Origin of the sequence: Kitasatospora sp. NPDC058162, assembly GCF_042884005.1 — a bacterium.
GTDB lineage: Bacteria > Actinomycetota > Actinomycetes > Streptomycetales > Streptomycetaceae > Kitasatospora.
Map to the genome: position 1 here is coordinate 14,107 of NZ_JBHVUS010000030.1, position 21,018 is coordinate 35,124.

Annotated in this window: 23 protein-coding genes; 12 read left to right on the top strand and 11 right to left on the bottom strand. The window is 74.9% G+C overall.

Features of this window, described 5'->3' with window-relative positions; genetic code table 11:
• Positions 1-243 precede the first annotated feature (243 nt).
• A complete protein-coding gene (locus ACFVXG_RS35035) occupies positions 244-1,248 on the top strand; it encodes a glycosyltransferase family 2 protein (protein ID WP_387933531.1) in 1,005 nt (334 codons plus the stop codon).
• 6 nt (positions 1,249-1,254) lie between these two features.
• On the opposite strand, the gene ACFVXG_RS35040 is transcribed toward ACFVXG_RS35035, so the two are convergent.
• Positions 1,255-1,875: an HIT family protein gene (locus ACFVXG_RS35040; protein WP_387933533.1), complete on the bottom strand. Its 621-nt coding sequence runs from the start codon at positions 1,873-1,875 to the stop codon at positions 1,255-1,257.
• 109 nt (positions 1,876-1,984) lie between these two features.
• Between ACFVXG_RS35040 and ACFVXG_RS35045 the strand changes: the two genes are divergently transcribed.
• Entirely contained in the window at positions 1,985-4,918 is a 2,934-nt protein-coding gene (locus ACFVXG_RS35045; RefSeq protein ID WP_387933535.1) for an FAD-binding and (Fe-S)-binding domain-containing protein, read from the top strand.
• 208 nt (positions 4,919-5,126) lie between these two features.
• Here the strand turns inward: ACFVXG_RS35045 and ACFVXG_RS35050 are convergent, their stop codons facing one another.
• Positions 5,127-5,639, bottom strand: a complete 513-nt coding sequence (locus ACFVXG_RS35050) for a DUF1453 domain-containing protein (protein ID WP_387933537.1) — start codon at positions 5,637-5,639, stop codon at positions 5,127-5,129.
• Between the two features lie 81 nt (positions 5,640-5,720).
• Between ACFVXG_RS35050 and ACFVXG_RS35055 the strand changes: the two genes are divergently transcribed.
• Both ACFVXG_RS35055 and ACFVXG_RS35060 read left to right on the top strand, forming a co-directional pair.
• Positions 5,721-6,341, top strand: a complete 621-nt coding sequence (locus ACFVXG_RS35055; protein ID WP_387933539.1) for a TetR/AcrR family transcriptional regulator — start codon at positions 5,721-5,723, stop codon at positions 6,339-6,341.
• 32 nt (positions 6,342-6,373) lie between these two features.
• The gene (locus ACFVXG_RS35060; protein ID WP_387933540.1) at positions 6,374-6,802 is read left to right on the top strand and encodes a PaaI family thioesterase; all 429 of its coding nucleotides are present in this window, start codon (positions 6,374-6,376) and stop codon (positions 6,800-6,802) included.
• A gap of 48 nt (positions 6,803-6,850) precedes the next feature.
• Here the strand turns inward: ACFVXG_RS35060 and ACFVXG_RS35065 are convergent, their stop codons facing one another.
• Both ACFVXG_RS35065 and ACFVXG_RS35070 read right to left on the bottom strand, forming a co-directional pair.
• Entirely contained in the window at positions 6,851-7,303 is a 453-nt protein-coding gene (locus ACFVXG_RS35065) for a CBS domain-containing protein (RefSeq protein WP_387933541.1), read from the bottom strand.
• A gap of 91 nt (positions 7,304-7,394) precedes the next feature.
• The gene (locus ACFVXG_RS35070) at positions 7,395-8,408 is read right to left on the bottom strand and encodes a slipin family protein (RefSeq protein WP_387933543.1); all 1,014 of its coding nucleotides are present in this window, start codon (positions 8,406-8,408) and stop codon (positions 7,395-7,397) included.
• A 159-nt stretch (positions 8,409-8,567) separates the two neighbouring features.
• On the opposite strand from ACFVXG_RS35070, the gene ACFVXG_RS35075 reads away from it, so the two are divergent.
• The gene (locus ACFVXG_RS35075) at positions 8,568-9,341 is read left to right on the top strand and encodes a uracil-DNA glycosylase (protein ID WP_387933545.1); all 774 of its coding nucleotides are present in this window, start codon (positions 8,568-8,570) and stop codon (positions 9,339-9,341) included.
• A gap of 38 nt (positions 9,342-9,379) precedes the next feature.
• Here ACFVXG_RS35075 and ACFVXG_RS35080 read toward each other — a convergent pair whose 3' ends face one another.
• Positions 9,380-10,153 carry an SDR family NAD(P)-dependent oxidoreductase gene (locus tag ACFVXG_RS35080; protein WP_387933547.1) on the bottom strand — a complete coding sequence of 258 codons (774 nt, stop codon included), beginning with the start codon at positions 10,151-10,153 and terminating at the stop codon, positions 9,380-9,382.
• A gap of 149 nt (positions 10,154-10,302) precedes the next feature.
• Here ACFVXG_RS35080 and ACFVXG_RS35085 point away from each other — a divergent pair, with 149 nt between their 5' ends.
• The gene (locus ACFVXG_RS35085; RefSeq protein WP_387933549.1) at positions 10,303-11,151 is read left to right on the top strand and encodes a helix-turn-helix domain-containing protein; all 849 of its coding nucleotides are present in this window, start codon (positions 10,303-10,305) and stop codon (positions 11,149-11,151) included.
• Between the two features lie 25 nt (positions 11,152-11,176).
• Here ACFVXG_RS35085 and ACFVXG_RS35090 read toward each other — a convergent pair whose 3' ends face one another.
• Positions 11,177-12,055 carry a CHAD domain-containing protein gene (locus tag ACFVXG_RS35090; protein ID WP_387933551.1) on the bottom strand — a complete coding sequence of 293 codons (879 nt, stop codon included), beginning with the start codon at positions 12,053-12,055 and terminating at the stop codon, positions 11,177-11,179.
• Between the two features lie 175 nt (positions 12,056-12,230).
• Between ACFVXG_RS35090 and ACFVXG_RS35095 the strand changes: the two genes are divergently transcribed.
• From ACFVXG_RS35095 to ACFVXG_RS35105, 3 genes are all read left to right on the top strand, one after another.
• Positions 12,231-12,905 carry a hypothetical protein gene (locus ACFVXG_RS35095; RefSeq protein WP_350506359.1) on the top strand — a complete coding sequence of 225 codons (675 nt, stop codon included), beginning with the start codon at positions 12,231-12,233 and terminating at the stop codon, positions 12,903-12,905.
• 166 nt (positions 12,906-13,071) lie between these two features.
• Positions 13,072-13,887: a DsbA family protein gene (locus ACFVXG_RS35100; protein ID WP_387933553.1), complete on the top strand. Its 816-nt coding sequence runs from the start codon at positions 13,072-13,074 to the stop codon at positions 13,885-13,887.
• A gap of 112 nt (positions 13,888-13,999) precedes the next feature.
• Entirely contained in the window at positions 14,000-14,650 is a 651-nt protein-coding gene (locus tag ACFVXG_RS35105) for a vitamin K epoxide reductase family protein (RefSeq protein ID WP_387933554.1), read from the top strand.
• 7 nt (positions 14,651-14,657) lie between these two features.
• Here ACFVXG_RS35105 and ACFVXG_RS35110 read toward each other — a convergent pair whose 3' ends face one another.
• From ACFVXG_RS35110 to ACFVXG_RS35125, 4 genes are all read right to left on the bottom strand, one after another.
• Entirely contained in the window at positions 14,658-15,158 is a 501-nt protein-coding gene (locus ACFVXG_RS35110) for an NUDIX domain-containing protein (RefSeq protein WP_387933556.1), read from the bottom strand.
• Positions 15,159-15,280: 122 nt separating this feature from the next.
• On the bottom strand, positions 15,281-16,354 hold the full coding sequence (locus ACFVXG_RS35115) for a serine hydrolase domain-containing protein (protein ID WP_387933558.1): 1,074 nt from the start codon (positions 16,352-16,354) through the stop codon (positions 15,281-15,283).
• A 29-nt stretch (positions 16,355-16,383) separates the two neighbouring features.
• The gene (locus tag ACFVXG_RS35120) at positions 16,384-16,908 is read right to left on the bottom strand and encodes a GNAT family N-acetyltransferase (protein WP_387933560.1); all 525 of its coding nucleotides are present in this window, start codon (positions 16,906-16,908) and stop codon (positions 16,384-16,386) included.
• A 24-nt stretch (positions 16,909-16,932) separates the two neighbouring features.
• Positions 16,933-17,325 (bottom strand): ankyrin repeat domain-containing protein, encoded by a 393-nt coding sequence (locus ACFVXG_RS35125; protein ID WP_387933561.1) that lies wholly within the window; start codon positions 17,323-17,325, stop codon positions 16,933-16,935.
• A 399-nt stretch (positions 17,326-17,724) separates the two neighbouring features.
• Here ACFVXG_RS35125 and ACFVXG_RS35130 point away from each other — a divergent pair, with 399 nt between their 5' ends.
• The 3 genes from ACFVXG_RS35130 to ACFVXG_RS35140 all read left to right on the top strand — a co-directional run bounded on the left by ACFVXG_RS35130 (position 17,725) and on the right by ACFVXG_RS35140 (position 20,294).
• Complete coding sequence (locus ACFVXG_RS35130; protein WP_189917198.1) at positions 17,725-17,919, top strand: hypothetical protein; 195 nt, start codon at positions 17,725-17,727, stop codon at positions 17,917-17,919.
• 112 nt (positions 17,920-18,031) lie between these two features.
• A complete protein-coding gene (locus ACFVXG_RS35135; RefSeq protein ID WP_387933563.1) occupies positions 18,032-19,642 on the top strand; it encodes a hypothetical protein in 1,611 nt (536 codons plus the stop codon).
• Positions 19,643-19,919: 277 nt separating this feature from the next.
• A complete protein-coding gene (locus tag ACFVXG_RS35140) occupies positions 19,920-20,294 on the top strand; it encodes an RNA polymerase-binding protein RbpA (RefSeq protein WP_350506367.1) in 375 nt (124 codons plus the stop codon).
• 90 nt (positions 20,295-20,384) lie between these two features.
• On the opposite strand, the gene fxsA is transcribed toward ACFVXG_RS35140, so the two are convergent.
• Positions 20,385-20,963, bottom strand: a complete 579-nt coding sequence (gene fxsA / locus ACFVXG_RS35145; RefSeq protein WP_387933564.1) for an FxsA family membrane protein — start codon at positions 20,961-20,963, stop codon at positions 20,385-20,387.
• Positions 20,964-21,018: the final 55 nt, after the last annotated feature.

Below are 21,018 nucleotides of genomic sequence, written 5' to 3' on the forward strand. Positions count from 1 at the left end.
CCCCTCCGTACACGCCCTGGGCCCGCGACGCACCCGCGTCGCGGGCCCAGGGCGTGTCTTGTGGGTTTTGGCCCCGGCAACGACCCGCAGGACACGCCCTAAGCGCATGGCCACCTGGCGTGGACGCGTCCGGAAGGCGGCGTGAAGATATGGCGCACGCTCGTACGATTTGACCTGATTGCTCGTCATTACGCACCGTCAGCCCTTTGCCACGGTTCGCCCGCCCTCTTACGCTCCCGCGTCATGGCCTCACCCCTGATCAGCGTCGTGCTCCCCGCCTACGACCAGCACGGACAGCTCGCCGACTGCCTGGACTCGCTGCTCGCCCAGACCCTGGCGGACGTCGAGGTGATCGTGGTCGCCGACCGCTCCCCCGAGACCGCGGGCGGGCTGGCCGACGCCTACGCGGCCCGGCACCCGCGGGTGTCCGTGCTGCACCTCAACGCGGCCGTCGGGGTCGGGGTGAGCCGGAACGCGGGTGCGGCGCGGGCCACCGGCGAGCACCTGCTGTTCCTCGACGCCGACCACCTGCTGCCCCGGGACGCCCTCCAGGCGCTCGCCGACCGGCTCCAGCAGACCGGCCAGGTCGACGTCCTGCTGTTCGGCCACTCCCGCCGCCACAACGACCGCGACTGGCCCGGCGGCGCCGAGGCGCTGCTCGCCGAGACCGGCCCCGAGCCCTTCGCGCCCTTCGACCGGCCCGAGCTGTTCGGCGCGCCGCCGCTGATCTGGGACCGGCTGATCCGCCGCGGCCACTGGGAGGAGCTCGGGCTCACCTTCCCCGACGGCCGCTACGAGGAGATCCCGGTGGTGCACGCGGCCCTGCTCGGCGCCCGCAAGGCCGCCGTCCTGGCCCGCGAGTGCGTCCAGCTGCGCCGCCGGGAGACCGTCCACCCGGCCGGCGGACCGGGCAGCAGCGTGTTCGACCTCTTCGACCAGTACGAGCGCAGCTTCGCCCTGCTGGAGGACCAGCCCCACCTGTACTCGGTCCGCGACGCCCTGTTCATCCGGATGATCCGGCACTACCTCTTCGTCTTCGACCTCGCCGGCTGCGTCACCCGGGCGGAGCGCCCCCAGTTCTTCCACCGCGCCGCCGAGCACCACCGCCGCTTCCTGCCGCCCGGCCACCGCAAGCCGGCCGGCCGCGAGGGCATCAAGTTCTCCCTCCTGGCCGGCGGCGCCTACCCGGCCTTCGAGGTCGCCAAGCTCTCCCACATCGCCCGCGGCACCCTCACCGGGCGGAAGTAACCCGGCTCAGACGTGCGCCGTACCGCCCTCCGCCGCCATCGCGGCGGCGATCCGGCGGGCCCGCTCGGCCCACACCCCGGCGGGCAGCGGCGGCAGCACGTCCATCCACAGCGGCAGGGTGGAACCGCGCAGCTGCGTCAGGCCCTCGGGCCGGGCGATCAGCCACAGGTGCAGATGGGCGCCGCCGTCGCCCCAGCGGTTCACATGGACCCGGCCGATGCCGCCCAGCGACAACACAGCCCGCTCGACGCGCTGGAGCATCGGCCCGAGCCGGGCGGACAGCTCGGCCGGCAGGTCCAGCAGGTCGTGGTGGGCGCGCGGCTGGAGCAGCACGGTGGCGGGCAGGCCGCCGGGGGTGTCGGCGCCGCTCAGCCGCCAGTGCTCGTCGGTCCAGAGGAAGTCGGAGTCCGGGCGGGCGCACTGCCCGCAGCTCTCCGGGCCGTCCTCGCCGTGGCGGGGCGGCTCGGGCAGGACCGGCGGCTGGAGCACCCGGACGGTCAGCTCGCCCTCGTACGGGAAGACGTCCCAGGACGGCGCGCCGTCGGTCGGGACGGCCGGGCGCTCGCCGATCGGCAGCCGGGCGAGGTAGGCGTCGGGACCGGCCGGGTCCGCGGAGTCGTCGATCACGACGGCCGAGCCTGTCACATGACACCCCGTCGGCGGTAGCCCGGTCGCGCCCCGGCCCGGTGCGGCGCCCCGGCTGCGATCATCGGCGGAGTCCACTTCCTGGGAGGCCATGGTGAGCCGTCCGTCCGCCGCGCCCGGGGCCGAACTGGCCCGCGAGCTGGCCGCCGTGCTGCGCGGGGAGGTCCGGTTCGGCGCCGCCGAGCGCACGGTGTACAGCCAGGACGCCTCCAACTACCGGCAGTTGCCGCTCGGGGTGGTCAAGCCCGCCGACCTGGACGACGTGCGCACCGCGCTGGCGCTGTGCCGGCAGTACGGCGTGCCGGTGGTGCCGCGCGGGGCCGGGACGAGCGTCGGCGGGCAGGCCATCGGCCCGGGCGCGGTGGTGCTGGACTTCCGCCGCCACCTCGGCGCGGTGCTGGAGGTCGACCCGCAGACCCGCACCGCACGCGTCCAGCCCGGCACCGTGCTCGACGACCTCCAGCGCGCCGCCCGGCCGTACGGGCTGCGCTTCGGCCCGGACCCGTCCACCCACAGCCGTTGCACGCTTGGCGGCATGATCGGCAACGACTCCTGCGGCTCCCACTCGCTCGCCTGGGGCCGCACCTCGGACAACGTGGAGCGGCTGGAGCTGCTGCTCGCCGACGGCACCGAACTGACCGTCGGCGGCCGGCTCACCGCGGCCGAGCGGGCGGCGCTCCGCTCGACCCCCGGGCCGGTCGGCCAACTCCACACCCGGCTGCAGGACTTCACCGACCGCAACCTGGCCGTCATCCGGCAGGGCATGCCGCAGCTGCCCCGCCGCACCTCCGGCTACCCGCTGGACGCGCTGCTGCCCGAGCACGGCCACCACCTGGCCCGGACCCTGACCGGCACCGAGGGCACCTGCGCGCTGCTGCTGGGCGCCACCGTCCGGCTGGTCGAGGACCCGCCGGCCCGCGCCCTGGTGGTGGCCGGCTACCCCGACGAGGGCGCCGCCGCCGACGCCGTCCCCGCGCTGCTGCCGTACGGTCCGCTGACCGCCGAGGGCATGGCCGCCGACCTGATCGCCGCACTGCTCGCCGCCGGCCCGCGCCCGCCCGCCCTGGACCGGCTGCCCGCGGGCGAGTGCTGGCTGTTCCTGGAGACCGGCGGCGCCACCGCGCTGGCGGCCTACCAGGCGGCCCGCCGACTGGCCGACGCGGTGCGCCGGGAGCCCGCGGCCCGTGTCTCCCTGGTCACCGACCCGGTCGAGCAGCGCCAGCTGTGGGCCGTCCGGGAGGCCGGCGCCGGGATCGTCACCCGGCTGCCGGGAGGCGGGGAGGCCTGGCCCGGCTGGGAGGACTCCGCCGTCCCGCCCGAGCGGCTCGGCGACTACCTGCGCGGGCTGCGCGCCCTGCTGCGCCGGCACGGCCTGCGCGGCGTCCCGTACGGGCACTTCGGCGACGGCTGCGTGCACCTGCGGATCGACTTCCCGCTGGACCGGCCCCAAGGCGCCCCGGTCTTCCGGGAGTTCCTGGAACAGGCGGCCGATCTGGCGGTCTCGTACGGCGGTTCGCTCTCCGGCGAGCACGGCGACGGACAGGCCCGCGCCGAACTGCTGCCGCGCATGTACCCGGCCGAAGTCATCGCCCTGTTCGGCGAGTTCAAACGGATCTGGGACCCGGAGAACCTGCTCAACCCCGGCGCCCTGGTGGACCCGCGCCCGCTCGACACCGACCTGCGCTTCGTCACCGCCCCACGCCGCCCGCTGCCGCTCGCCCTGCCGTACGAGCAGGACGGCGGCAGCCTGATCAAGGCGGTGCACCGCTGCGTGGGCGTCGCCAAGTGCGTGGACCCGAGCACCGGGGTGATGTGCCCCAGCTACATGGCCACCGGCGAGGAGCGGCACTCCACCCGGGGCCGGGCCCGGCTGCTCGCCGAGATGCTGCGCGGGGACGCCGTCCCGGACGGCTGGCGCTCGGCGGAGGTGCGGGAGGCCCTCGACCTCTGCCTGAGCTGCAAGGGCTGCGCGAGCGACTGCCCGGTGCACGTCGACATGGCGACCTACAAGACCGAGTTCCTGCACCAGCACTACCGGCACCGGCCGCGCCCGCTAGCCCACTACTCGATGGGGTGGCTGCCGCTGTGGCTGCGCGCGGTCGCACTGGCACCGGCGGCGGCCAACACGCTGGTCCGCTCCCCGGTTGGCACCCTGCTCAAGCGGGTCGGCGGGATCGACCGGCGCCGGGTGCTGCCGGTCTTCCCGCCCGAGACCTTCACCCGCTGGTACCGGCGCCACCGCGCCGGCAGCGTCAACTCGGACGGGCCGTCCCCGGCGGGTGCCCGGCCGGTGCTGCTCTGGCCGGACACCTTCACCGACCACCTCCAGCCGGAGGTGGCGCGCTCGGCCGTCGAGGTACTGGAGCACCTCGGCTTCGACGTCCGGCTGCCGGACGGGCCGGTGTGCTGCGGCCTCACCTGGTACTCCACCGGCCAACTCGGCGCCGCACGCCGGGTGTTGCGGCGCAGCCTGGCAGCGCTGGCGGCCACCGGGCTCCCGGCCGACACCCCCGTGATCGGCCTGGAGCCCAGCTGCACCGCCACCCTGCGCGAGGACTTGCCCCGACTGCTCGGCGCCGACGGCCGCCCGCTCTCCGAACGGACCCGCACCTTCGCCGAGTTCATCGACGAGTACGCCCCGGACGCCCCGCTCCCCCGGGTCCGGCCGGCCGCCGTCACCCAGACCCACTGCCACCAGCACGCGGTGCTCGGCAGCGCCGCCGACCGCCGGGTCGAGGCCCGACTCGGCCTGGACAACCGGGTGTTGGACTCCGGCTGCTGCGGGCTGGCGGGCAACTTCGGCTTCGAACAGGGGCACTTCGAGGTGTCCGAGGCGATCGCCGAACGCGTCCTGCTGCCCGAAGTCCGGGCGGCCGGGCCCGACACCGCGATCCTGGCCGACGGCTTCAGCTGCCGCACCCAGATCGCCCAACTCGCCGACGGCCGCCGCGCCTTGCACCTGGCCGAGCTGATCGCCCGGGAGCTGCGGGAGCAGCGGGAGCTTCGGGCCGAGCGGGCCGAGTGAGCCAGGCGTGCTCGGCGAGGAACGCCCCGGCGTGAGCGGCGGCCTCGTCCCGGGTCGGGTGACCGGCGGGGCCTGGTCCGCGGCCGACTCGACCGTTCCGCCGAACAGTCGAGCGGGCCGGGCCCAGTCGATGCCGTAGGAGCCGGCGGTGGCGCGCGGATCGAGCACGCCGAGGAGGGCATCGACCCACGCATCGACCCAGGCGCCCTCACCGCCCCGATCGATCCGACCCGAGCGGCGACTTCCAGCCCTGCCTCTCGGGCGCGAACGGAGTCCCGGAGGTCAGTCCGCGGTAGCCGACCACCAGTGCCTCCCCCAGGAAGCCCACACCGATGGACAGTTGGACCGGCCGGGCGTCCGCCGCCAGGCCGCTGTGCTCGGCGAGCACTGCGAAGCCCGCCATCACGGCGAGCGAGAGCGCGGCGACCAGGAAGGTCCGCCCGGTGTAGCGCTGCCACAGCACGCCCTCCCGCTCGTAGACCCGGATGGTGGCGCCGCGCAGCGCTCCGAAGGCGACGCCGAGCGCGGCGCCGGCGCCGATCCAGACGCAGTCCCCCACCCCGAGGCCGTGCCGCTGCGACAGCGCCCACAGCCCGAGGCCGGTGAGCACCACCGGCGGCGCGAAGAGGTCCCGCGCGTTGAGCGGTTCGCCGCGCAGCCGCCGGACCACCACCACGACCACCACGGCGGCGATCAGCGCCACGTGCACCCAGTTGTTCATCCCCGCTCCCCGAGTTTTTATAGCTTGCCCGTGCTAAATCAGCACAGCGGCAATTTAGCTCGCTCGTGCTATAACGGCAACATGCCGAAGATCGTCGACCCCGTCGAACGCCGCCAGGCCGTCGCCGACGCCGTCCTGCGCGTCGCCGCCCGGGAGGGCCTGGAGCACGCCTCCCTGCGCAACGTCGCCGACGAGGCCGGACTCGCCATCGGCTCGGTCCGCCACTACTTCGCCGGCAGCTCCGAGTTGATGCTCTTCGCGATGCAGGAGCTGGCCCGTCGGATCGACGCCCGGATCCACACCCGTGCCCGCGATCTGCTCGACCCGGACCCCGCCCCCGGCACCGACCGGCGCGAGCAGACCGTCCGGCTGCTCGCCGAGACCCTCCCGCTGGACGCCGAGCGCCGGGAGGAGTCCGCGCTCTGGCTCTCCTTCGTCACCGCCGCCCGCACCCGGCCCGAACTACGGCCCCGCGCCGCCGAGTTGCAAGCCGGCCTGGACGCACTGGTGCGACGCGTCCTGGCCGAGTCGGAGCGCTGCGGCGCCCTGCTCCCCGGTCTCGACCTCGACCTCGAGACCCGCCGCCTCTCCGCGCTCCTGGACGGCCTCACCCTGCAAGCCGTCCAGCACCCCCACCTGGTCGGCCCGGACGACCTGCGCGCCGTGCTCCGCCGCCACCTGGACACCCTGGCAACCGCCTGACAGCACGCCGACGCCCTCGACACAATGGCGCCATGACCCTCACCCCCGCCGAGGCGGACGCGATCCTGGCCGAGAACTTCGCCCCCTGGGTGCTGGACCTCGGCCTCAGCACCACCGAGACCGGCGAGCGGCACGCCGTGCTGCGGCTGCCCTGGTCCGAGCGGCTCGCCCGCGAGGGCGGCGGACTGTCCGGTCAGGCCCTGATGGCCGCCGCCGACACCGCCTGCGTGATCGCGCTGTCCGCGGCCCGGGGCGGCTTCGCGCCGATGGCCACCGTCCAGCAGTCCAGCAGCTTCCAGCGCGCCGTGGCCGGTCAGGACGTCCTCGTCCACGCCCAGGTGACCAAGCTCGGCCGCCGGATCGCCTTCCTCGACGTCACCCTCACCGCCGAGGGTGCCGAGGGTGCCGAGGGCACCGAGGAGCCCGCCGCCCGGGCGACCTCGGTCTACGCCCTGGGCTGACGCGCCCGCCGGGCTGATCCGCCCGCGACCTCCCAGCCGGGAGCCGGGTCAGCCCTGCAACGCCTCCTTCTTCGGCGGCTGGTCGGCGCAGACCGCCGAGACGAACTCCGCGAGCCGGGCCTGCGGCAGCCCGCGCGCGATGTCGGCCTCGCTGATCATGCCGACCAGCTTGTGCTCCGGGTGGTTGATCACCGGCAGCCGCCGCACCTGGTACTGCTCCATCACCCGCAGCACCTGCTCGCAGTCCTCGTCCGCCTCCACCGTCATCGGCCGCCCCTGGGCCAGTTCACCCGCTGTCATCCCGGCCGGGTCGCGGCCCTCCGCGACGCACCGCAGCACGATGTCGCGGTCGGTCACGATGCCCAGCAGCCGGTCGTTCTCCCCGCAGATGGGCAGCGCGCCCACGTGTCGTTCCCGCATGATCCGGGCGGCGGCGGCGAGCGTCTCGTGCTCGCGGATGCACTCCGCCCCCGGGTGCATGATGTCGCTGGCGATGGTCATGGTCCGCCTCCTGGCCTGGCTTCCAGCCCCTCGTCCATCCTGGTCCGACCGGGTGAGGCACGCCACCGGGCAGGCCCCGGCCGGACAGCGCTCAGGAGGACGTCTTCGGTTCGGTGCGCTCCCCGGCCCCGAGCTCCGGGTCCGGGCCGTCCGGGTCCGTGCCGTCCAGGCCCGTGCCGTCCAGCGGCGACCTGGTCAACAGCTCTTCCAGCGGCGGCAGTTCGTGCTTGGGCTGCTCGTGCGGAAGCTCCGCCTCCGGCACCTCCCCGCGCGCCACCGCCTGCTCCGCGGACTTCGCGGCGGCGGCGACCGCGGCGGCCGCCAGCAGGTCCCGCTGCTGGGACTCCGTCGCGCTGTCCAGGAACCGCAGCAGCTCCACCGGGAACGGCAGCACCAGCGTCGAGTTCTTCTCCGCCGCCACCTCCACCACGGTCTGCAGCAACCGCAGTTGGAGGGCAGCCGGGGTCGCGCTCATCACCGCTGCCGCCTCCGACAGCCGGGCCGAGGCCTGGAACTCGCCGTCCGCCGTGATGATCCGCGCCCGCCGCTCGCGCTCGGCCTCCGCCTGGCGGGCGATCGAGCGCTTCATCGACTCCGGCAGGGCGACGTCCTTGATCTCCACCCGGTCGATCTGGATGCCCCAGCCCAGCGCCGGGCTGTCGATCATCAACTCCAGCCCCTGGTTGATCGGTTCGCGGTTGGCCAGCAGGTCGTCCAGCTCGCTCTTGCCGATGATGGAGCGCAGCGAGGTCTGCGCGACCTGGGAGATCGCGAAGTTGTAGTCCTGCACGTTGACCGTCGCCTTCACCGGGTCCTCGACCCGGTAGTAGACCACCGCGTCCACCCGCACGGTCACGTTGTCCCGGGTGATGCCCTCCTGTGCCGGGATCGGCATCGTCACGATCTGCACGTTCACCCGGCGCAGCCGGTCCGCGACCGGCATCAGCGCGACCAGGCCCGGCTCCCGGACCTCCTCGCGCACCTTGCCGAAGCGGAACACCACGCCCTTCTGGAACTGCTGGACCACCCGGATGCTCAGCCCCGCCCACAGCGCCCCCAACCCGGCCAGCCCCCCGAGTGCACCCAGCACCGCATCGACGATCATCGCGGCCTCCTCGCGGCCTCCGCGCACACCGGCGCGCCCGGCCACCGCCGACCCGGCGAGGACCGGGGGCCACCGGAGCAACTGCTTCCAACGCTACGCCTGCGCGGATCCCGCCGGAGCGGACGGACCGGACGCCGGACACGCCCTAGGATCGGGCCCATGCAGCCGGCCCCCGCCGATGACCCCGGCGACCCCCGTCACCCGGCCGAGGCCGCCGCCCGCGCCACCGGGCTCACCGTCCTCGACCGGGTCGTCACCGACTGCCGGGCCTGCCCGCGCCTGGTCGCCTGGCGCGAGGAGACCGCCCGCACCAAGCGCGCCGCCTACCGGGACTGGGACTACTGGGCCCGCCCCATCCCCGGCTTCGGCCCACCCGACGCCCCGCTCGTCCTGGTCGGCCTCGCCCCCGCCGCCCACGGCGCCAACCGCACCGGCCGGATCTTCACCGGCGACCCGTCCGGCGACCTCCTCTACGCGGCCCTGCACGAGCTCGGGCTCGCCAACCGCGCGGAGTCCGTCCGCCACGGCGACGGCCTGGAGCTGTACGGCGTCCGGATCACCGACCCGGTCCGCTGCGCCCCGCCCGACAACAAGCCCAGCACCGCCGAACGCGACACCTGCCGCCCCTGGATCACCCGCGAACTGCAGCTGCTGCGCCCCACCGTACGGACGGTCGTCGCCCTCGGCGGCTTCGCCTGGCAGGCGATGCTGCCGGTGATCGCCGACGCCGGCTGGCTCGTCCCCCGCCCCCGCCCGGCCTTCGGCCACGCCTCGCAGGTCACCCTCCCGGCCCGTGACGGCGGCCCCGCCCTGCGGCTCTACGGCTGCTACCACGTCAGCCCGCGCAACACGAACACCGGCCGGCTGACCACCGCGATGCTGCACGACCTGCTCCGCGAGGCGGCCCGCTCGGCGGGGCTCAGCCCCCGCTAGGGTCCCTCGCCGGGCGCCGTTCAGTCTCCGGGCGCCGCTCAGTCGAACCGCCGGGTGGCCGTGATCCCGCCGTCCACCGGCAGGGTCACGCCCGCCACGTACGAGGCCCGGTCGCTCAGCAGCCAGGCCGCCGCCTCCGCCACCTCGGCCTCCAGGCCCGGGCGGCCCAGCGGCGTGGAGCGGGCGACCAGGGCGGCGAAGTCCGGACCGGCCGCGAAGTACGCCTCCGTCCCGGGCGTGCGGACCACGCCGGGGGCGACGGCGTTGACCCGGATCCCGTGCCGGGCGTAGTCGGCGGTGGCCGCCTTCACCAGGCCGGTCAGGCCGTGCTTGGCGGCCTGCTGGGCGCCATCGCCGAAGCCCCCGACCAGCGCGCCCACCCCGGAGTTGAGCACCACCGAGCCGCCGCGCCCGGCCGCCGCCATCGCCCGCAGCTGGGCGCGCAGGCAGAGCCAGTTGCCCCGCAGGTTGAGCGCGTGGGTGTCGTCCCACTCGGCCTCCGTGCGCTCGGCGAGCGGGGCGGGCACCAGGCCGTTGCCCGCGTTGTCGAAGGCCGCGTCCAGCCGGCCGAAGGCCTCCAGCGCGGCGTCCACCGTGCGCTGGGCGCCGTCGGCGGTGGTCAGGTCGGCGGCCACCGCGACCGCCCGGGCGCCGTCGGAGCGCAGTTCGGCGGCCAGTGCCTCCACCTCGGGGGCGGAGCGGGCGGCCAGCACCAGCAGCGCACCCTCCCGGGCGAATAACCGGGCGGCGGTGGCGCCGATGCCCCGCCCGGCACCGGTGACGATCGTGACCTTGTCCTCGAGGAGTCCCATGCGCCGAGCCTGCCGCCGGGCCCGTCGACCCACCAGCGGCCGGTCCTTCCCCGGACCGCCCGACCGACGGACCACCCGACCCCCGGACCGCCCGACCAGGGACAACCAGGTCCTGGTTGCCCCGGCCCGGCTGTGGCAACCTGGCGCGCATGCCCGAGACCCCGCTGGGCGCCTTCCTGCGCGCCCGCCGTGCCCGACTCGCGCCCGCCGACGCGGGCCTGCCCGCGGCCGGCCGCCGCCGCGCCCCGGGGCTGCGCCGCGAGGAGGTCGCCGCCCGCGCCGGGATCTCGGCCGACTACTACGCCCGGCTGGAACAGGGCCGCCAACGGGTGCCCACCGGGCCGGTCCTGGACGGCCTCGCCGAGGCCCTGCACCTGAGCGCCCCGGAACGCGCCTACCTGCACCGACTGGCCGCCCGGCGCGACCGCCCGGCCGCACCACCCGCCGAGGCCCCGGCCGTCCCGGCGGCCACCCTGGCCCTGCTGGACACCCTGGACGCCGCCCCCGCCTTCGTCACCGGTCCGACCTTCGACCTGCTGGCCTGGAACCGACCGGCCGCGCTGCTGCTGGCCCGGCCCGAACGGCGTCCGGCGCACGAGCGCAACCTGCTCTGGCAGGTCTTCTGCTGCCCGTACCGGGACCGCTCGCCGGGCAACACCGCCGCCGACCGGTCGATCGGCGCCGACCTGGTCGCCTCCCTGCGCGCCCACCACGCCGACCGCCCCCGCGATCGGGGGCTCCTCGCACTGGTCCAGCAACTCTCCACGGCCAGCCCGGACTTCGCCGCCCGCTGGGACGACCACCGCGCCGAGCCGCCCCGCCCCGGCCGGCTCCACGTCCGCCACCCAGCGCTGGACACCCGCGTCCTCGACTACACCGTCCTGCCCCTCCCCGAGGAGGGCCGCCACGTCTTCGCCTTCCTCGCCCCGCCGGACAGCCCCACCCGCCGCGCCTTCGCCGCCGCACGCGGGAGCACCAGCACCGCCCCCGCGCGCTGAGCCGACGCTTGATGCCTGGCGCGCCCTAGCCGAACCGCGCCAGCTTGCGCCCCGCGGCCCCCGCCCACACCTCCGGCAGCCGCTCCCGGGCCGTCTCCGCCGCCGCCAGCTGGCCCGCGTAGAGCACGCCGTAGGCGAAGGGCTCCCCCGCCGCAACGGGCCTACCGGCCAGGGCCGCGGCGGCGACCACCGCGTCCTGGTGTTCGCCCAGCACCTCCTGGACGGCCTTCATCCGCTCCGCGTAGCGCTCCGCCGCCGCGCCGACCGCGGGAACCGCCGCCTCACCGGCGTACCGGGCGCGCTTGGCGGCCTTGCGGGCCTCGTGCAGGGCGCCGTCGCGCTCCGCGGGCCCGGCCGCGAGGGCGGTGTGGACCCGGGCGGCGGTGCGGCGCTGTTCCCGGGCCGCGATCCGGGAGAGCTCGGGGACGGCGGCGCGGGCGGCGCGCGGGCGCAGCGGCGGGTCGGCGAGCAGGGTGGTCAGGGCTTCGCCCAGGGCCCGGCGGCGGGGGCTGTCGAGGGCGGCGACCACCTCGGGCCGCGCCCGGCGGTACTCGGCCTCGCCCCAGTGCCGCAGCGCCACCGCGACCCGCTCCGGTCCGCAGGCGGCGGGCAGCTCGCGGGCCCGGGCGGCCAGCCGTTCGGCGAGCACCTCGCCGTCCCGGGCCCGGCCCAGGGCGGCGCCCAGCCAGCGCAGGTCGGCGACCAGGGTGTCGGTGGCGCCGGGGTCGAGGAGGCGCCGGAAGGTCCGAAGCGCGCTGCGCAGCCGTCGGCAGGCGACCCGCATCCGGTGGACCGCGTCGGGTTCGTCAACCCGGACGGCGTCGTCCAGCCCGGCCAGCACCACCGCCTGGGCCTCGACGCGGTCGAGCAGCACTTGTCCGACCGTGGTCTCGGGCCTCGCCATGGACGCGCACCCCCTCGTCGGGGTCACCGGCTCGTCGGGGTCACCGGTGATGCCTTCCAGGGTAGGCACCGGGCGGCGGCTGTCGACCCCGCACGGTCGCGGCCGACCGCCCCCGGAGGTCAAGGGCCGTACGCACCCTCGTGCCCGGTGCGAGGGGCATGGCATACTCCGGAGCGTGCTGACCTCCACCCATGCGACCAGGGCCCTGCGGGCCGCGGTGTTCACCGCGCTCGCCGTGCCGATGGCCGCGTTGGGCCAGGTGGTCATCACCGGTCGCCCGCTGTCGCTGTCGCTGGTGGCCACCGCGAGCGCCGTCGTCTTCCTGCTCGCGGCCGCGCTGGCCGGCGGGGAGCGCCGGCTGCTGCACATCACCGCGGTGATGGTGCCGGTCGAGCTACTGCTGAACACCACCTTCAACCTGGGTCAGACCGCCTGTGGGCCGGTGCTGTCCGAGCACGTGTCCGCGCGCGGGGTGAACCTGCTGGTCTGCGGCGGCGGTTCGGTGGACGGCTCGCTGCTCGGCGGGCCGCTGGGCCACGCCGGGGAGCTGGCGCCCGCCGCGACCCAGCTGCTGCTCCTGGTGGTGCACCTGGCGATCGCGCTGGCCGCCTCCGCCTGGCTGCGGCTGGGCGATGCGGCGCTGTCCGGCCTGGCCCGGGCGCTGCGCGCGCTGCACCACTCGCTGGCCCGCCCGCTGCGGGCCCTGCTCCTGCTGCTGGTCCCCGCCCCGGTGCGCCCGGTGCTGCGGGTGCCGCTGCCGGTGTCGGACCACGAGCGGCCGCGCCGCGAGGACGTGGTGCTGAGCCCGGCCCCCCGGCGTGGTCCGCCGGTCCTCGCGCCTGCCTGCTGAGCGCGTACCCCTTTTCCGTACGTTCTCCGTACGTTCCGTGCGTTTTCCGTACGTTCCGTACGCCCGCAGGCAGTGCGCCCGACTCCCGCGTTCACCGCCCCCGCCGCACCCGTGCGTGCGGCTCCCCGCGCGCACCCGCGCGCCGCGTACAGGAGTTGACTTCCCCATGGCCCAGAACCCCACCAAGCGCGAGGCCCAGCGCATCAGTGCCCGCGAGCGGATCCAGGAAGCGCAGCGCCGCGAGCAGCAGGCCGCCAAGCGCCGTCAGCTGATCGTCGTGTCGGTCTCCGCCGTCGTCGTGCTGGCCCTCGCCGGCGGTGTCGCGCTTGCTATCAACACCGGTTCGAAGAACGACGACAAGGCGTCCTCGGCGGCCTCCTCGGCCCCGCTGGTCGTCCCGGCCAACGCCACCGGCCAGGACGGCACGGTGATCACCTACGGCAAGGCCGACGCCCCGCACACCATGGAGGTCTACGAGGACTTCCGCTGCCCGGTCTGCAAGCACTTCGAGGCGGCGAACGGCCAGACCGTCAAGGAGCTCACCCAGGACGGCCAGATCAAGGTGGAGTTCCACCTGGCCGCCTTCCTGGACAAGAACCTCGGCGGCAAGGGCTCGCGCACCGCGCTGGCCGCCGCCGGGGCCGCGCTGAACGAGGGCGTGGACAAGTTCAAGGCCTTCCACGACGTGCTGTACGCCAACCAGCCGGACGAGCGCGAGGACGGCTTCGGCGACGTCAACCACCTGCTGGACCTGGCCGGCCAGGTGCCCGGGCTGAAGACGGACGCCTTCGTGAAGGCGGTCACCGACAAGACCTACGCGCCCTGGGCGGCGAAGGTGGCCGAGGCGTTCAACAACAGCCAGGTGACCGGCACCCCGACGGTCAAGGTGGACGGCAAGACCATCAACCTGTTCACGGGCAACGCCACCGCGACGCCGGAGCAGTTCACCGCCCAGGTCAAGCAGGCCGCCGGCCTGCAGTAGGCCGCAGCGTCCCGCACCGCCCCGTCCCGCCCCCGCACCGCACGGCACCACCGGCCCGGCCGAACTCCCGGCCGGGCCGGCCCCTCCCAGCCAGCCACCGGAGTGAGCTGCCATGACCGCCGCGACCACCGTGCACCCCTCCCCGCCCGCCCCCGACGCCACCGGCCGGGGCCCGATCGGCGCGAGCCGGGCCCTCGCCCTCCTGCTGTTCCTCGGCGGGCTGGTCGGCCTGGCCGCCTCGGCGGTCCTGACCTTCGACAAGCTCCGCATCCTGGAGAACCCGTCGTACGTCCCCAGCTGCAACATCAATCCGGTGATCAGCTGCGGCTCGGTGATGCGCACCGAGCAGGCGGAGGTGTTCGGCTTCCCGAACCCGCTGATCGGCCTGGCCGCGTTCGGCGCGCTGGCGGCGATCGGGGCGGGGCTGCTGGCGGGCGCCGCCTACCGGCGCTGGTTCTGGCTGGGCCTGCACGCCGGGACGGCGCTGGGCGTGGTGTTCGTGCACTGGCTGGTCGACCAGGCGCTGTACGAGATCGGCGCGCTGTGCCCGTACTGCATGGTGGTGTGGGCGACGGTGGTGGCGCTGTTCTGGTACACCACGCTGCACAACCTGCGCACCGGGGTGATCCCGGCGGGGCCGCGGCTGCGGACGGTGGTGCGGGAGGCGGCGCGCTACCACTGGGCGCTGCCGGTGCTGTGGGCGGCGGTGATCGCGCTGATGGTCCTCAACCGGTTCTGGTACTACTGGAGCACCCTGCTCTGACGGACCGTCAGCCCACGTACCCCGCCGAGTGCAGCAGCGCGGCGGCGCCGGTCCGCCGGGCCTCCAGGGCCCCGGTGAGCCGGCGCGCCGCGCAGGGGTTCAGCAGGGCGGCCGCCCGGGCGGGGGTGAAGTAGCCGTGGTCGGCGACCTCCTCCGCCTGCAAGCGGATCGCCGTACCCGGCGCGACCGCGCCGCCGTCGAACATGAAGTGCACGGCCGGGTGGGCGTGCCGGCCCTGGTCGGGGATCGCCTCGCGCCACTCCACCACCAGCAGCCGCAGCTCGCCCGCCAACAGCCCGGTCTCCTCCCGCAGTTCGCGGGCCGCGCACTCGGCGGGCCCCTCCCCCGGGTCCATCCCGCCGCCGGGGAACTGCCACTGGTCGAGGTAACTGGCCTTCAGCAGCAGAACCTTGTCGTCCTCGTCGGTCAGCAGCACGCTGCAGCCGATGTAGGCGCGCACTATCCGGGCGAGCCACTCCTCCTCCGAGAGTGCCCAGGTCTCCGTCATCGCGCCTCCTCCGCCGGCCGCTGCCCGTCGCAGCCACTCTGCCCCAATCGCCGCCGCACCGAAGGTGGTTCGTACCTAATCCACCCGATCGGGTGCCGCCCCGGACAGGCCGAGAACATCGGCTACCCGAAGACCGCCCGCCGGAAGGCGTTGCGCAGGTCGGTCAACGGCTGGACGGTCCGGTCGTAGTGCACCTTGTTGGTGAGCAGCAGGGCCCAGCGGCCCTGCCGGCGGGACACCCAGAAGCCGGTGCCGGTGAAGCCGTAGTGGACGAAGGTGCCCTCGGCCGGGTCGGTGCCGGCCGCGAACAGCCAGGACAGGCCGCGCGCGGGGGCCAGGCCGCCGGTCTGCTCGCGCAGCGATTCGGTGATCCACGGCCCGCCCCAGGGGAGTTCGGCCGGCGGGGCGAGCACGGCGGCGAGGAAGCGGGCGAGGTCGCGGGCGGTGGAGAAGGCGCCGGCGTTGCCGGAGACGCCGCCGAGCAGCCGGGCCGACGGGTCGTGCACGACACCGCACAGGTGGGCGCCGGTCGGCTCGTGGTACTCGGTGGGCGCGGTGCGGGCGGCTTCCGCCGCACCGAGCGGCCCGTACCGGGTGTCGGCCATGCCGAGCGGCCGCCAGGTCCAGCGCGCGGCGAGCACGTCCAGCGGCGCGCCGCCGAGGTCCTCGACCAGGTAGCCGAGCAGCACGGCGGCGCGGTCGGTGTACTCCACGGCCGCCCCCGGTGCGCGGTCCAGCGGGGCGGCGAGCACCCCGGCCCGGATCGCGGCCGGCTCCCGCCCGTAGAGCTGCTCGAAGCGGGTGTACGGGAGCATCCCGGCGGTGTGGGCCAGGAGTTGACGGACCGTCACCGCACCGACCGGCCGCCCGGCGGCGGGCGGCCACCAGCGGCCGAGCGGTTCGTCCAGCGGCAGCCGCCCGGACTGCCACAGCACTCCGGCGCAGGGCCAGAGCGCCACGACCTTGGTGAGGCTGGCGAGGTCGTACCGGGTGTCCGGCCCGGGTGCGAGCCGCGCGTACCGGCCCTGCCCGAGCGTGCCGTGGCTGCCGCCGCCGAGCGTGCCCCCGGCGTCGCCGACGGCCCAGACGGCGCCCGCGCCCACGGTGCGCGCGCCGTCCCGGACCAGCCGGTCCAGTTCCCCGCCCGGCGCGGCCAGCGCGGGGAGGTGTTCCGCTTCGGGTGCTCGTTGGCTCACCAGGGGTGTCTACCCGGCGCGCCCGCCGCTCAGACCGTCGCCGGAGCTTCCGGGAGCTCCTTGCCGAGGCAGATGCTCAGCGGGTGGTCCTTGTAGATGCCGAACTTGCGGATCGCCGTGTAGCCCTCGGAGCCGTACAGCGCGATGGCCTCGGGCTGCTCGCTGCCGGTCTCCAGGATGACGCGGGTGTGCCCGGCCTCGACCGCGGTCTCCTCCAGCCGGTGCAGCACCGCCCGGGCCAGGCCCCGGCCGCGGGCGGCGGGGACCACGAACATCCGCTTGAGCTCGACGTCGCCGTCGCGCAGCCCGTTCGGGCCGGCCTGCTTGGCCCGCCAGCCGCCGCAGGCGACCGGTCGGCCGTCCAGGTAGGCGATCATGAACAGGCCGGCCGGGGCCTCGAAGTCCTCGGGGTGCATCACGGTCTCGTCCGGGTCGCCGTAGCGGCGGACGTACTCCTGCTGCACCTCCGCCGACAGGGCCTGCGCGTCGGGGTGGGCGTACCCGGTGATGCGGAACTCGACGGTGCTGGCGGCCTGCTCGGCGGTGCTCTCCATGGTGGAAAAGCCTACGGCCCGTCCCTACTGGGCCTCGAACCGGGCGAGCAGCTCGGCCTTGCCGAACATCGCGGCGGCGTCGACGGCGGAGGGGACGCCGGCCCTCGGGTCGGCGCCGCCGGCCAGCAGGGCGTCGACGACGTCCGCACCGCCCTTGAAGACGGCGCCGGCGAGCGGGGTCTGGCCCTTGTCGTTGGCGCGGTTCGGGTCGGCGCCGCGCTGGAGCAGGGCTTCGACGGTGGCCGCATGGCCGTGGTAGGCGGCCAGCATGACGAGGGTGTCGCCGCTGCCGTTGGTGAGGTCCGCGGAGACGCCCGCGTCGAGCGCGGTGGCCAGGGTGGCGGTGTCACCGGCCCGGGCGGCGTCGAAGAGCTTCCCGGCGAGCGCGATCACCTCGGCGTCGGGGGCATCGGTCATGGCGGACTGCCTTTCCTGAGGGAGGGCTGGTGCGTACCGCACCGTAGCGGCCGGTGCCGCCGCCGGACCAGCGGGCGTCCGGAATCCGGACGGCCCCACCACCCCGGGACGCGGTACGACGAGCGGCGGCGCGGGTCGCGCCGCCATTCGAGCGAACTTCCGGGACCCCCCGGAAACTTCCCGCCCACCCCCCGGGAATGCCTCGCTGCACCGATTCCACCCGGCTTCCGCGCGACCCCAGGCCCCCACCCCGGCCGGTTCGCACACCGCCGTCCGGCTCACCCGACGGCAATGAACGGCAGAACCACCCGTTTGCACCGTTCCATCATCTATTACTTTTTGTCACGATTAGGGCACTTTCGGTAACACTGCCCCTGTCCCCCTCCCCGAGGAGCAGAAGTGATCCTCTCGATTTCCGGCATCGTCCTGTTCGGCACCATCGCCTTTCTGTTCTTCCGCAGGGACGGACTAAAGGTCTCCCACGCCATCGTCTGCGCCCTCCTCGGCTTCTACATCGCCGGTTCCTCGATCGCCCCCAGCATCACCGCCGGCGGCGCCAGCCTGGCCAGCCTGCTCGGCGGCATTCGGTTCTAGGCGCCGTCACTCCCCCACCGGCCCGGGCGCGGATCCCACCGCCCCGGGCCCCGTCGTACCACGAGCAGTCCCCCCTCACCCCACCCGTCCCACTCGTCCGGGGAGTCAAGGAATGCCGCTCCACCGCCAGCTCGGCAAGGGCCGCGAGATCGCCCGAACCGCCGGGGACCACGCCACCGACATGTTCGCCCCGCTCACCGTGATCGGCCGCGGGCTGCGCCACCACGCCGGCTGGGCCAAGGGCCGCTGGCAGGCCACCCCGAAGGAGCGCCGCGGGCCCACGCTGTTCCTGTCCGCCGCGATGCTGATCGGGATCTACCTGCTGCCGCACGGACTGCTGTTCGCGCTGATCGCCCTGATGGCCAGCGCCGCCTGGGCCGGCCGCGCCCCCAAGGCGGCCCCCGCCCCGCCCGCGCCCGACGTCGCCGACGTCAAGCTCAGCGCCCTCTACTCCGCGCTCACGCCGTACCTGTGCGGCCCCGAGGACGCCAACCCGCTGTACCACTTCGAGGGCAGCTACAAGAGCGCCTTCGGCTCCTGGGAGTTCGACGGCGAGGGCCGGCTCTCCCGGCTGGAGCTCAGCTACCCCGCGTACTTCACCGACACCGAGCCCACCGCCCGGGCCCGGATCGAGCAGGTCGTCCAGGGCAAGGCCGGGCGGGCCCGGGAGTACCGCTTCGACTGGGACGAGGAGTCCAACCGGCTGCGGATCACCGCGCTGGCCCCGCTGCCCACCGACATCGCCGCCCAGCGCTTCGTCGCGGCCCCCGGCGAGATCGTGCTCGGCTTCACCGACGAGGACGGCACCGCCCGCACCATCCCGGTCCACCAGGGCGGGGCCACCGCCCAGCAGCCGCCGGTGGTCTGGCGCACCGGCCCGCGCTCCTCCGAGCCGCACCTGCTGGCCCTCGGCGTCGCCGGCTACGGCACCTCCAGCCTGATCCGCTCGATCGCGCTCCAGGCGCTCCCGTACGGCGACCTGGTGGTGGTCGACGGCGCCGGCACCGGGGAGCACGCCTGCCTGGTCAACCGGCCCGGCGTGCACACCGTGGAGACCAGCCTGCACGGCGCGCTGGCCGCGCTGGAGTGGGCCGCCCAGGAGACCGAGCGCCGGCTCGCCGCGCTGAACGCCGCCCGGCACAGCGGCGCCACCCTGCCCGAGGACCTCACCCGGCCGCTGTGGCTGCTGCTGGACCACCCGACCGAGCTGGGCGAGCTCGCCCACGCCGAGGGCCGCCCCGACCCGCAGGAGCTGCTGGAACTGCCGCTGCGGCACGGCCGGGCCGCCCGGGTCACCGTGGTGATCGCGGACGACGTCGAGGCCCGGGACCGGATCACCCCGACCGTCCGGGCCACCACCCGGGCCCGGGTGCTGCTCGGCCCGGCCGGGCCCGAGGAGGGCCACGCCGCGCTCGGCGCGCCGCTGGACATCGTGCCCGCCGCCCTGGCGCCGGTCGGCCGCGGCTACGCCCGGATCGGCAACGGGGCCCCGGTCCGGCTCCAGGTGCCGGCCACCGTCGACCCGCTGGACGAGGACGCCCCGGCCCAGCTGCGGGACGCGGTGATCGCCCTGCTGCCGCACCGCGACAGCCGGACCGAACCCGCCTCCGACACGCCGCCCCGCCCGGACCGCCCCCCGGTGGTCCCGGCCGACGCCCCGCCCGTCCGACCGGTCGACCTGGGCAAGACCGAGCCGATGATCCGTTCCCGACCGATCTCCTGAACGCGCGGGAAGCGGGGGCGGCGGGCGCCGCGGAATCCCCTCCCGGTACGCTCGTCACAGAAAGTCCGCACGCTCACCAGATGTGAAATAGGTGACACCTGGGGTGATATCACCGGCCAGATGTGACAAATCGGGCGACGGTGGGTACAAACAGGGGCGGCACGACAGACGACGCATGTCCCCGGACGGGAATCTTCGTCGGAAGCCGAGCGTTGACCGAACGACGAAGAACAGCGACCACTAGTCCTGTGGGCCATAAGCCCGGGAGGCACGATTCATGAGCGAGCGAGCTCTCCGCGGCACGCGACTCGGGGCCACTAGCTACGAGACCGACCGTGGTATCGATCTGGCTCCCCGCCAGACCGTCGAGTACGCATGTCAGAACGGACACCGATTCGAGGTTCCATTCTCGGTCGAGGCGGAGATCCCTCAGGCCTGGGAATGCCGCTTCTGCGGTCAGGAGGCGGTTCTCCTCGACGGTGACGAGCCTGAGGAGAAGAAGACCAAGCCCACGCGCACCCATTGGGACATGCTGATGGAGCGCCGGACGCGCGAGGAGTTGGAGGAGGTGCTGGCCGAACGGCTGGCCGTGCTCCGCTCCGGCGGGATGAACCTCGCGGTGCACCCGCGGGACACCCGCAAGAGCGCCTGACACATCTCGCTCCCGCCACGAGCGGGAGGACGCGAAAAGGGACCCTGGTCACCAGGGTCCCTTTCGCGTTGTCGGAGGTGGGCGGCCCGGTCAGCCGTTGATCGGCGGCCGGTAGGTGGTGTCCGGGCCCTGCGGGCCGCGCGGACCGGCCTCCGGGTCGACCACCTCGCCCTGGACGACCTTGCCGTCCGGGCGGTGGATGCGCAGCTGCTCCTGCAGCCGCATCGCGTCCGCGAACGCGTCGGTGCCCACGGTGGAGGTGCTGCGCATCGCCTTGTCCGCGACCCTGCGCCCGGCCACCCGCCACAGCGCCCGGGTCGGCGGGAACAGCAGCGTCAGGGCGACCAGGTCGGACAGGAAGCCGGGGACGATCAGCAGCAGCCCGGCCAGCACGGTCATGCTGGTGCCGGTCTGCGGCTGCTGGGACTGCGGGTTCTTGCTCTGCTCGACCGCCGCCGACAGCGCCTTCAGGCCGGCCCGCTTGATCAGCGAGCCGCCGATCACCCCGCCGGCGATGAGCAGCAGCAGGACGGCGAGGCCGCCCAGCCACGAACCCACCAGGACCAGCAGCCAGATCTCCAGCACCAGCCAGGCGGTGATCAGCAACGGCAGCACCCGGCGGAGCCTTCCGCGCGGAACCGGACGGGTCGGGGTAGCTTGCTGGGTCACGGTACGAATCCACTCCAAGCGGTGCAATGCGCGCCGCACGGGAGGTCCGGGCCGG

Bases quoted from the DNA above. Each gene is read 5' to 3' on its own strand.
- ACFVXG_RS35135 (WP_387933563.1), top strand. From the start codon at position 18,032: ATGCCGCTCCACCGCCAGCTCGGCAAGGGCCGCGAGATCGCCCGAACC.
- ACFVXG_RS35090 (WP_387933551.1), bottom strand. From the start codon at position 12,055: ATGGCGAGGCCCGAGACCACGGTCGGACAAGTGCTGCTCGACCGCGTC.
- ACFVXG_RS35045 (WP_387933535.1), top strand. From the start codon at position 1,985: ATGGTGAGCCGTCCGTCCGCCGCGCCCGGGGCCGAACTGGCCCGCGAG.
- ACFVXG_RS35065 (WP_387933541.1), bottom strand. From the start codon at position 7,303: ATGACCATCGCCAGCGACATCATGCACCCGGGGGCGGAGTGCATCCGC.
- ACFVXG_RS35100 (WP_387933553.1), top strand. From the start codon at position 13,072: ATGGCCCAGAACCCCACCAAGCGCGAGGCCCAGCGCATCAGTGCCCGC.
- ACFVXG_RS35085 (WP_387933549.1), top strand. From the start codon at position 10,303: ATGCCCGAGACCCCGCTGGGCGCCTTCCTGCGCGCCCGCCGTGCCCGA.
- ACFVXG_RS35080 (WP_387933547.1), bottom strand. From the start codon at position 10,153: ATGGGACTCCTCGAGGACAAGGTCACGATCGTCACCGGTGCCGGGCGG.
- ACFVXG_RS35120 (WP_387933560.1), bottom strand. From the start codon at position 16,908: ATGGAGAGCACCGCCGAGCAGGCCGCCAGCACCGTCGAGTTCCGCATC.
- ACFVXG_RS35125 (WP_387933561.1), bottom strand. From the start codon at position 17,325: ATGACCGATGCCCCCGACGCCGAGGTGATCGCGCTCGCCGGGAAGCTC.
- ACFVXG_RS35035 (WP_387933531.1), top strand. From the start codon at position 244: ATGGCCTCACCCCTGATCAGCGTCGTGCTCCCCGCCTACGACCAGCAC.
- ACFVXG_RS35050 (WP_387933537.1), bottom strand. From the start codon at position 5,639: ATGAACAACTGGGTGCACGTGGCGCTGATCGCCGCCGTGGTGGTCGTG.
- ACFVXG_RS35075 (WP_387933545.1), top strand. From the start codon at position 8,568: ATGCAGCCGGCCCCCGCCGATGACCCCGGCGACCCCCGTCACCCGGCC.
- ACFVXG_RS35140 (WP_350506367.1), top strand. From the start codon at position 19,920: ATGAGCGAGCGAGCTCTCCGCGGCACGCGACTCGGGGCCACTAGCTAC.
- ACFVXG_RS35055 (WP_387933539.1), top strand. From the start codon at position 5,721: ATGCCGAAGATCGTCGACCCCGTCGAACGCCGCCAGGCCGTCGCCGAC.
- ACFVXG_RS35070 (WP_387933543.1), bottom strand. From the start codon at position 8,408: ATGATCGTCGATGCGGTGCTGGGTGCACTCGGGGGGCTGGCCGGGTTG.
- ACFVXG_RS35105 (WP_387933554.1), top strand. From the start codon at position 14,000: ATGACCGCCGCGACCACCGTGCACCCCTCCCCGCCCGCCCCCGACGCC.
- ACFVXG_RS35110 (WP_387933556.1), bottom strand. From the start codon at position 15,158: ATGACGGAGACCTGGGCACTCTCGGAGGAGGAGTGGCTCGCCCGGATA.
- ACFVXG_RS35060 (WP_387933540.1), top strand. From the start codon at position 6,374: ATGACCCTCACCCCCGCCGAGGCGGACGCGATCCTGGCCGAGAACTTC.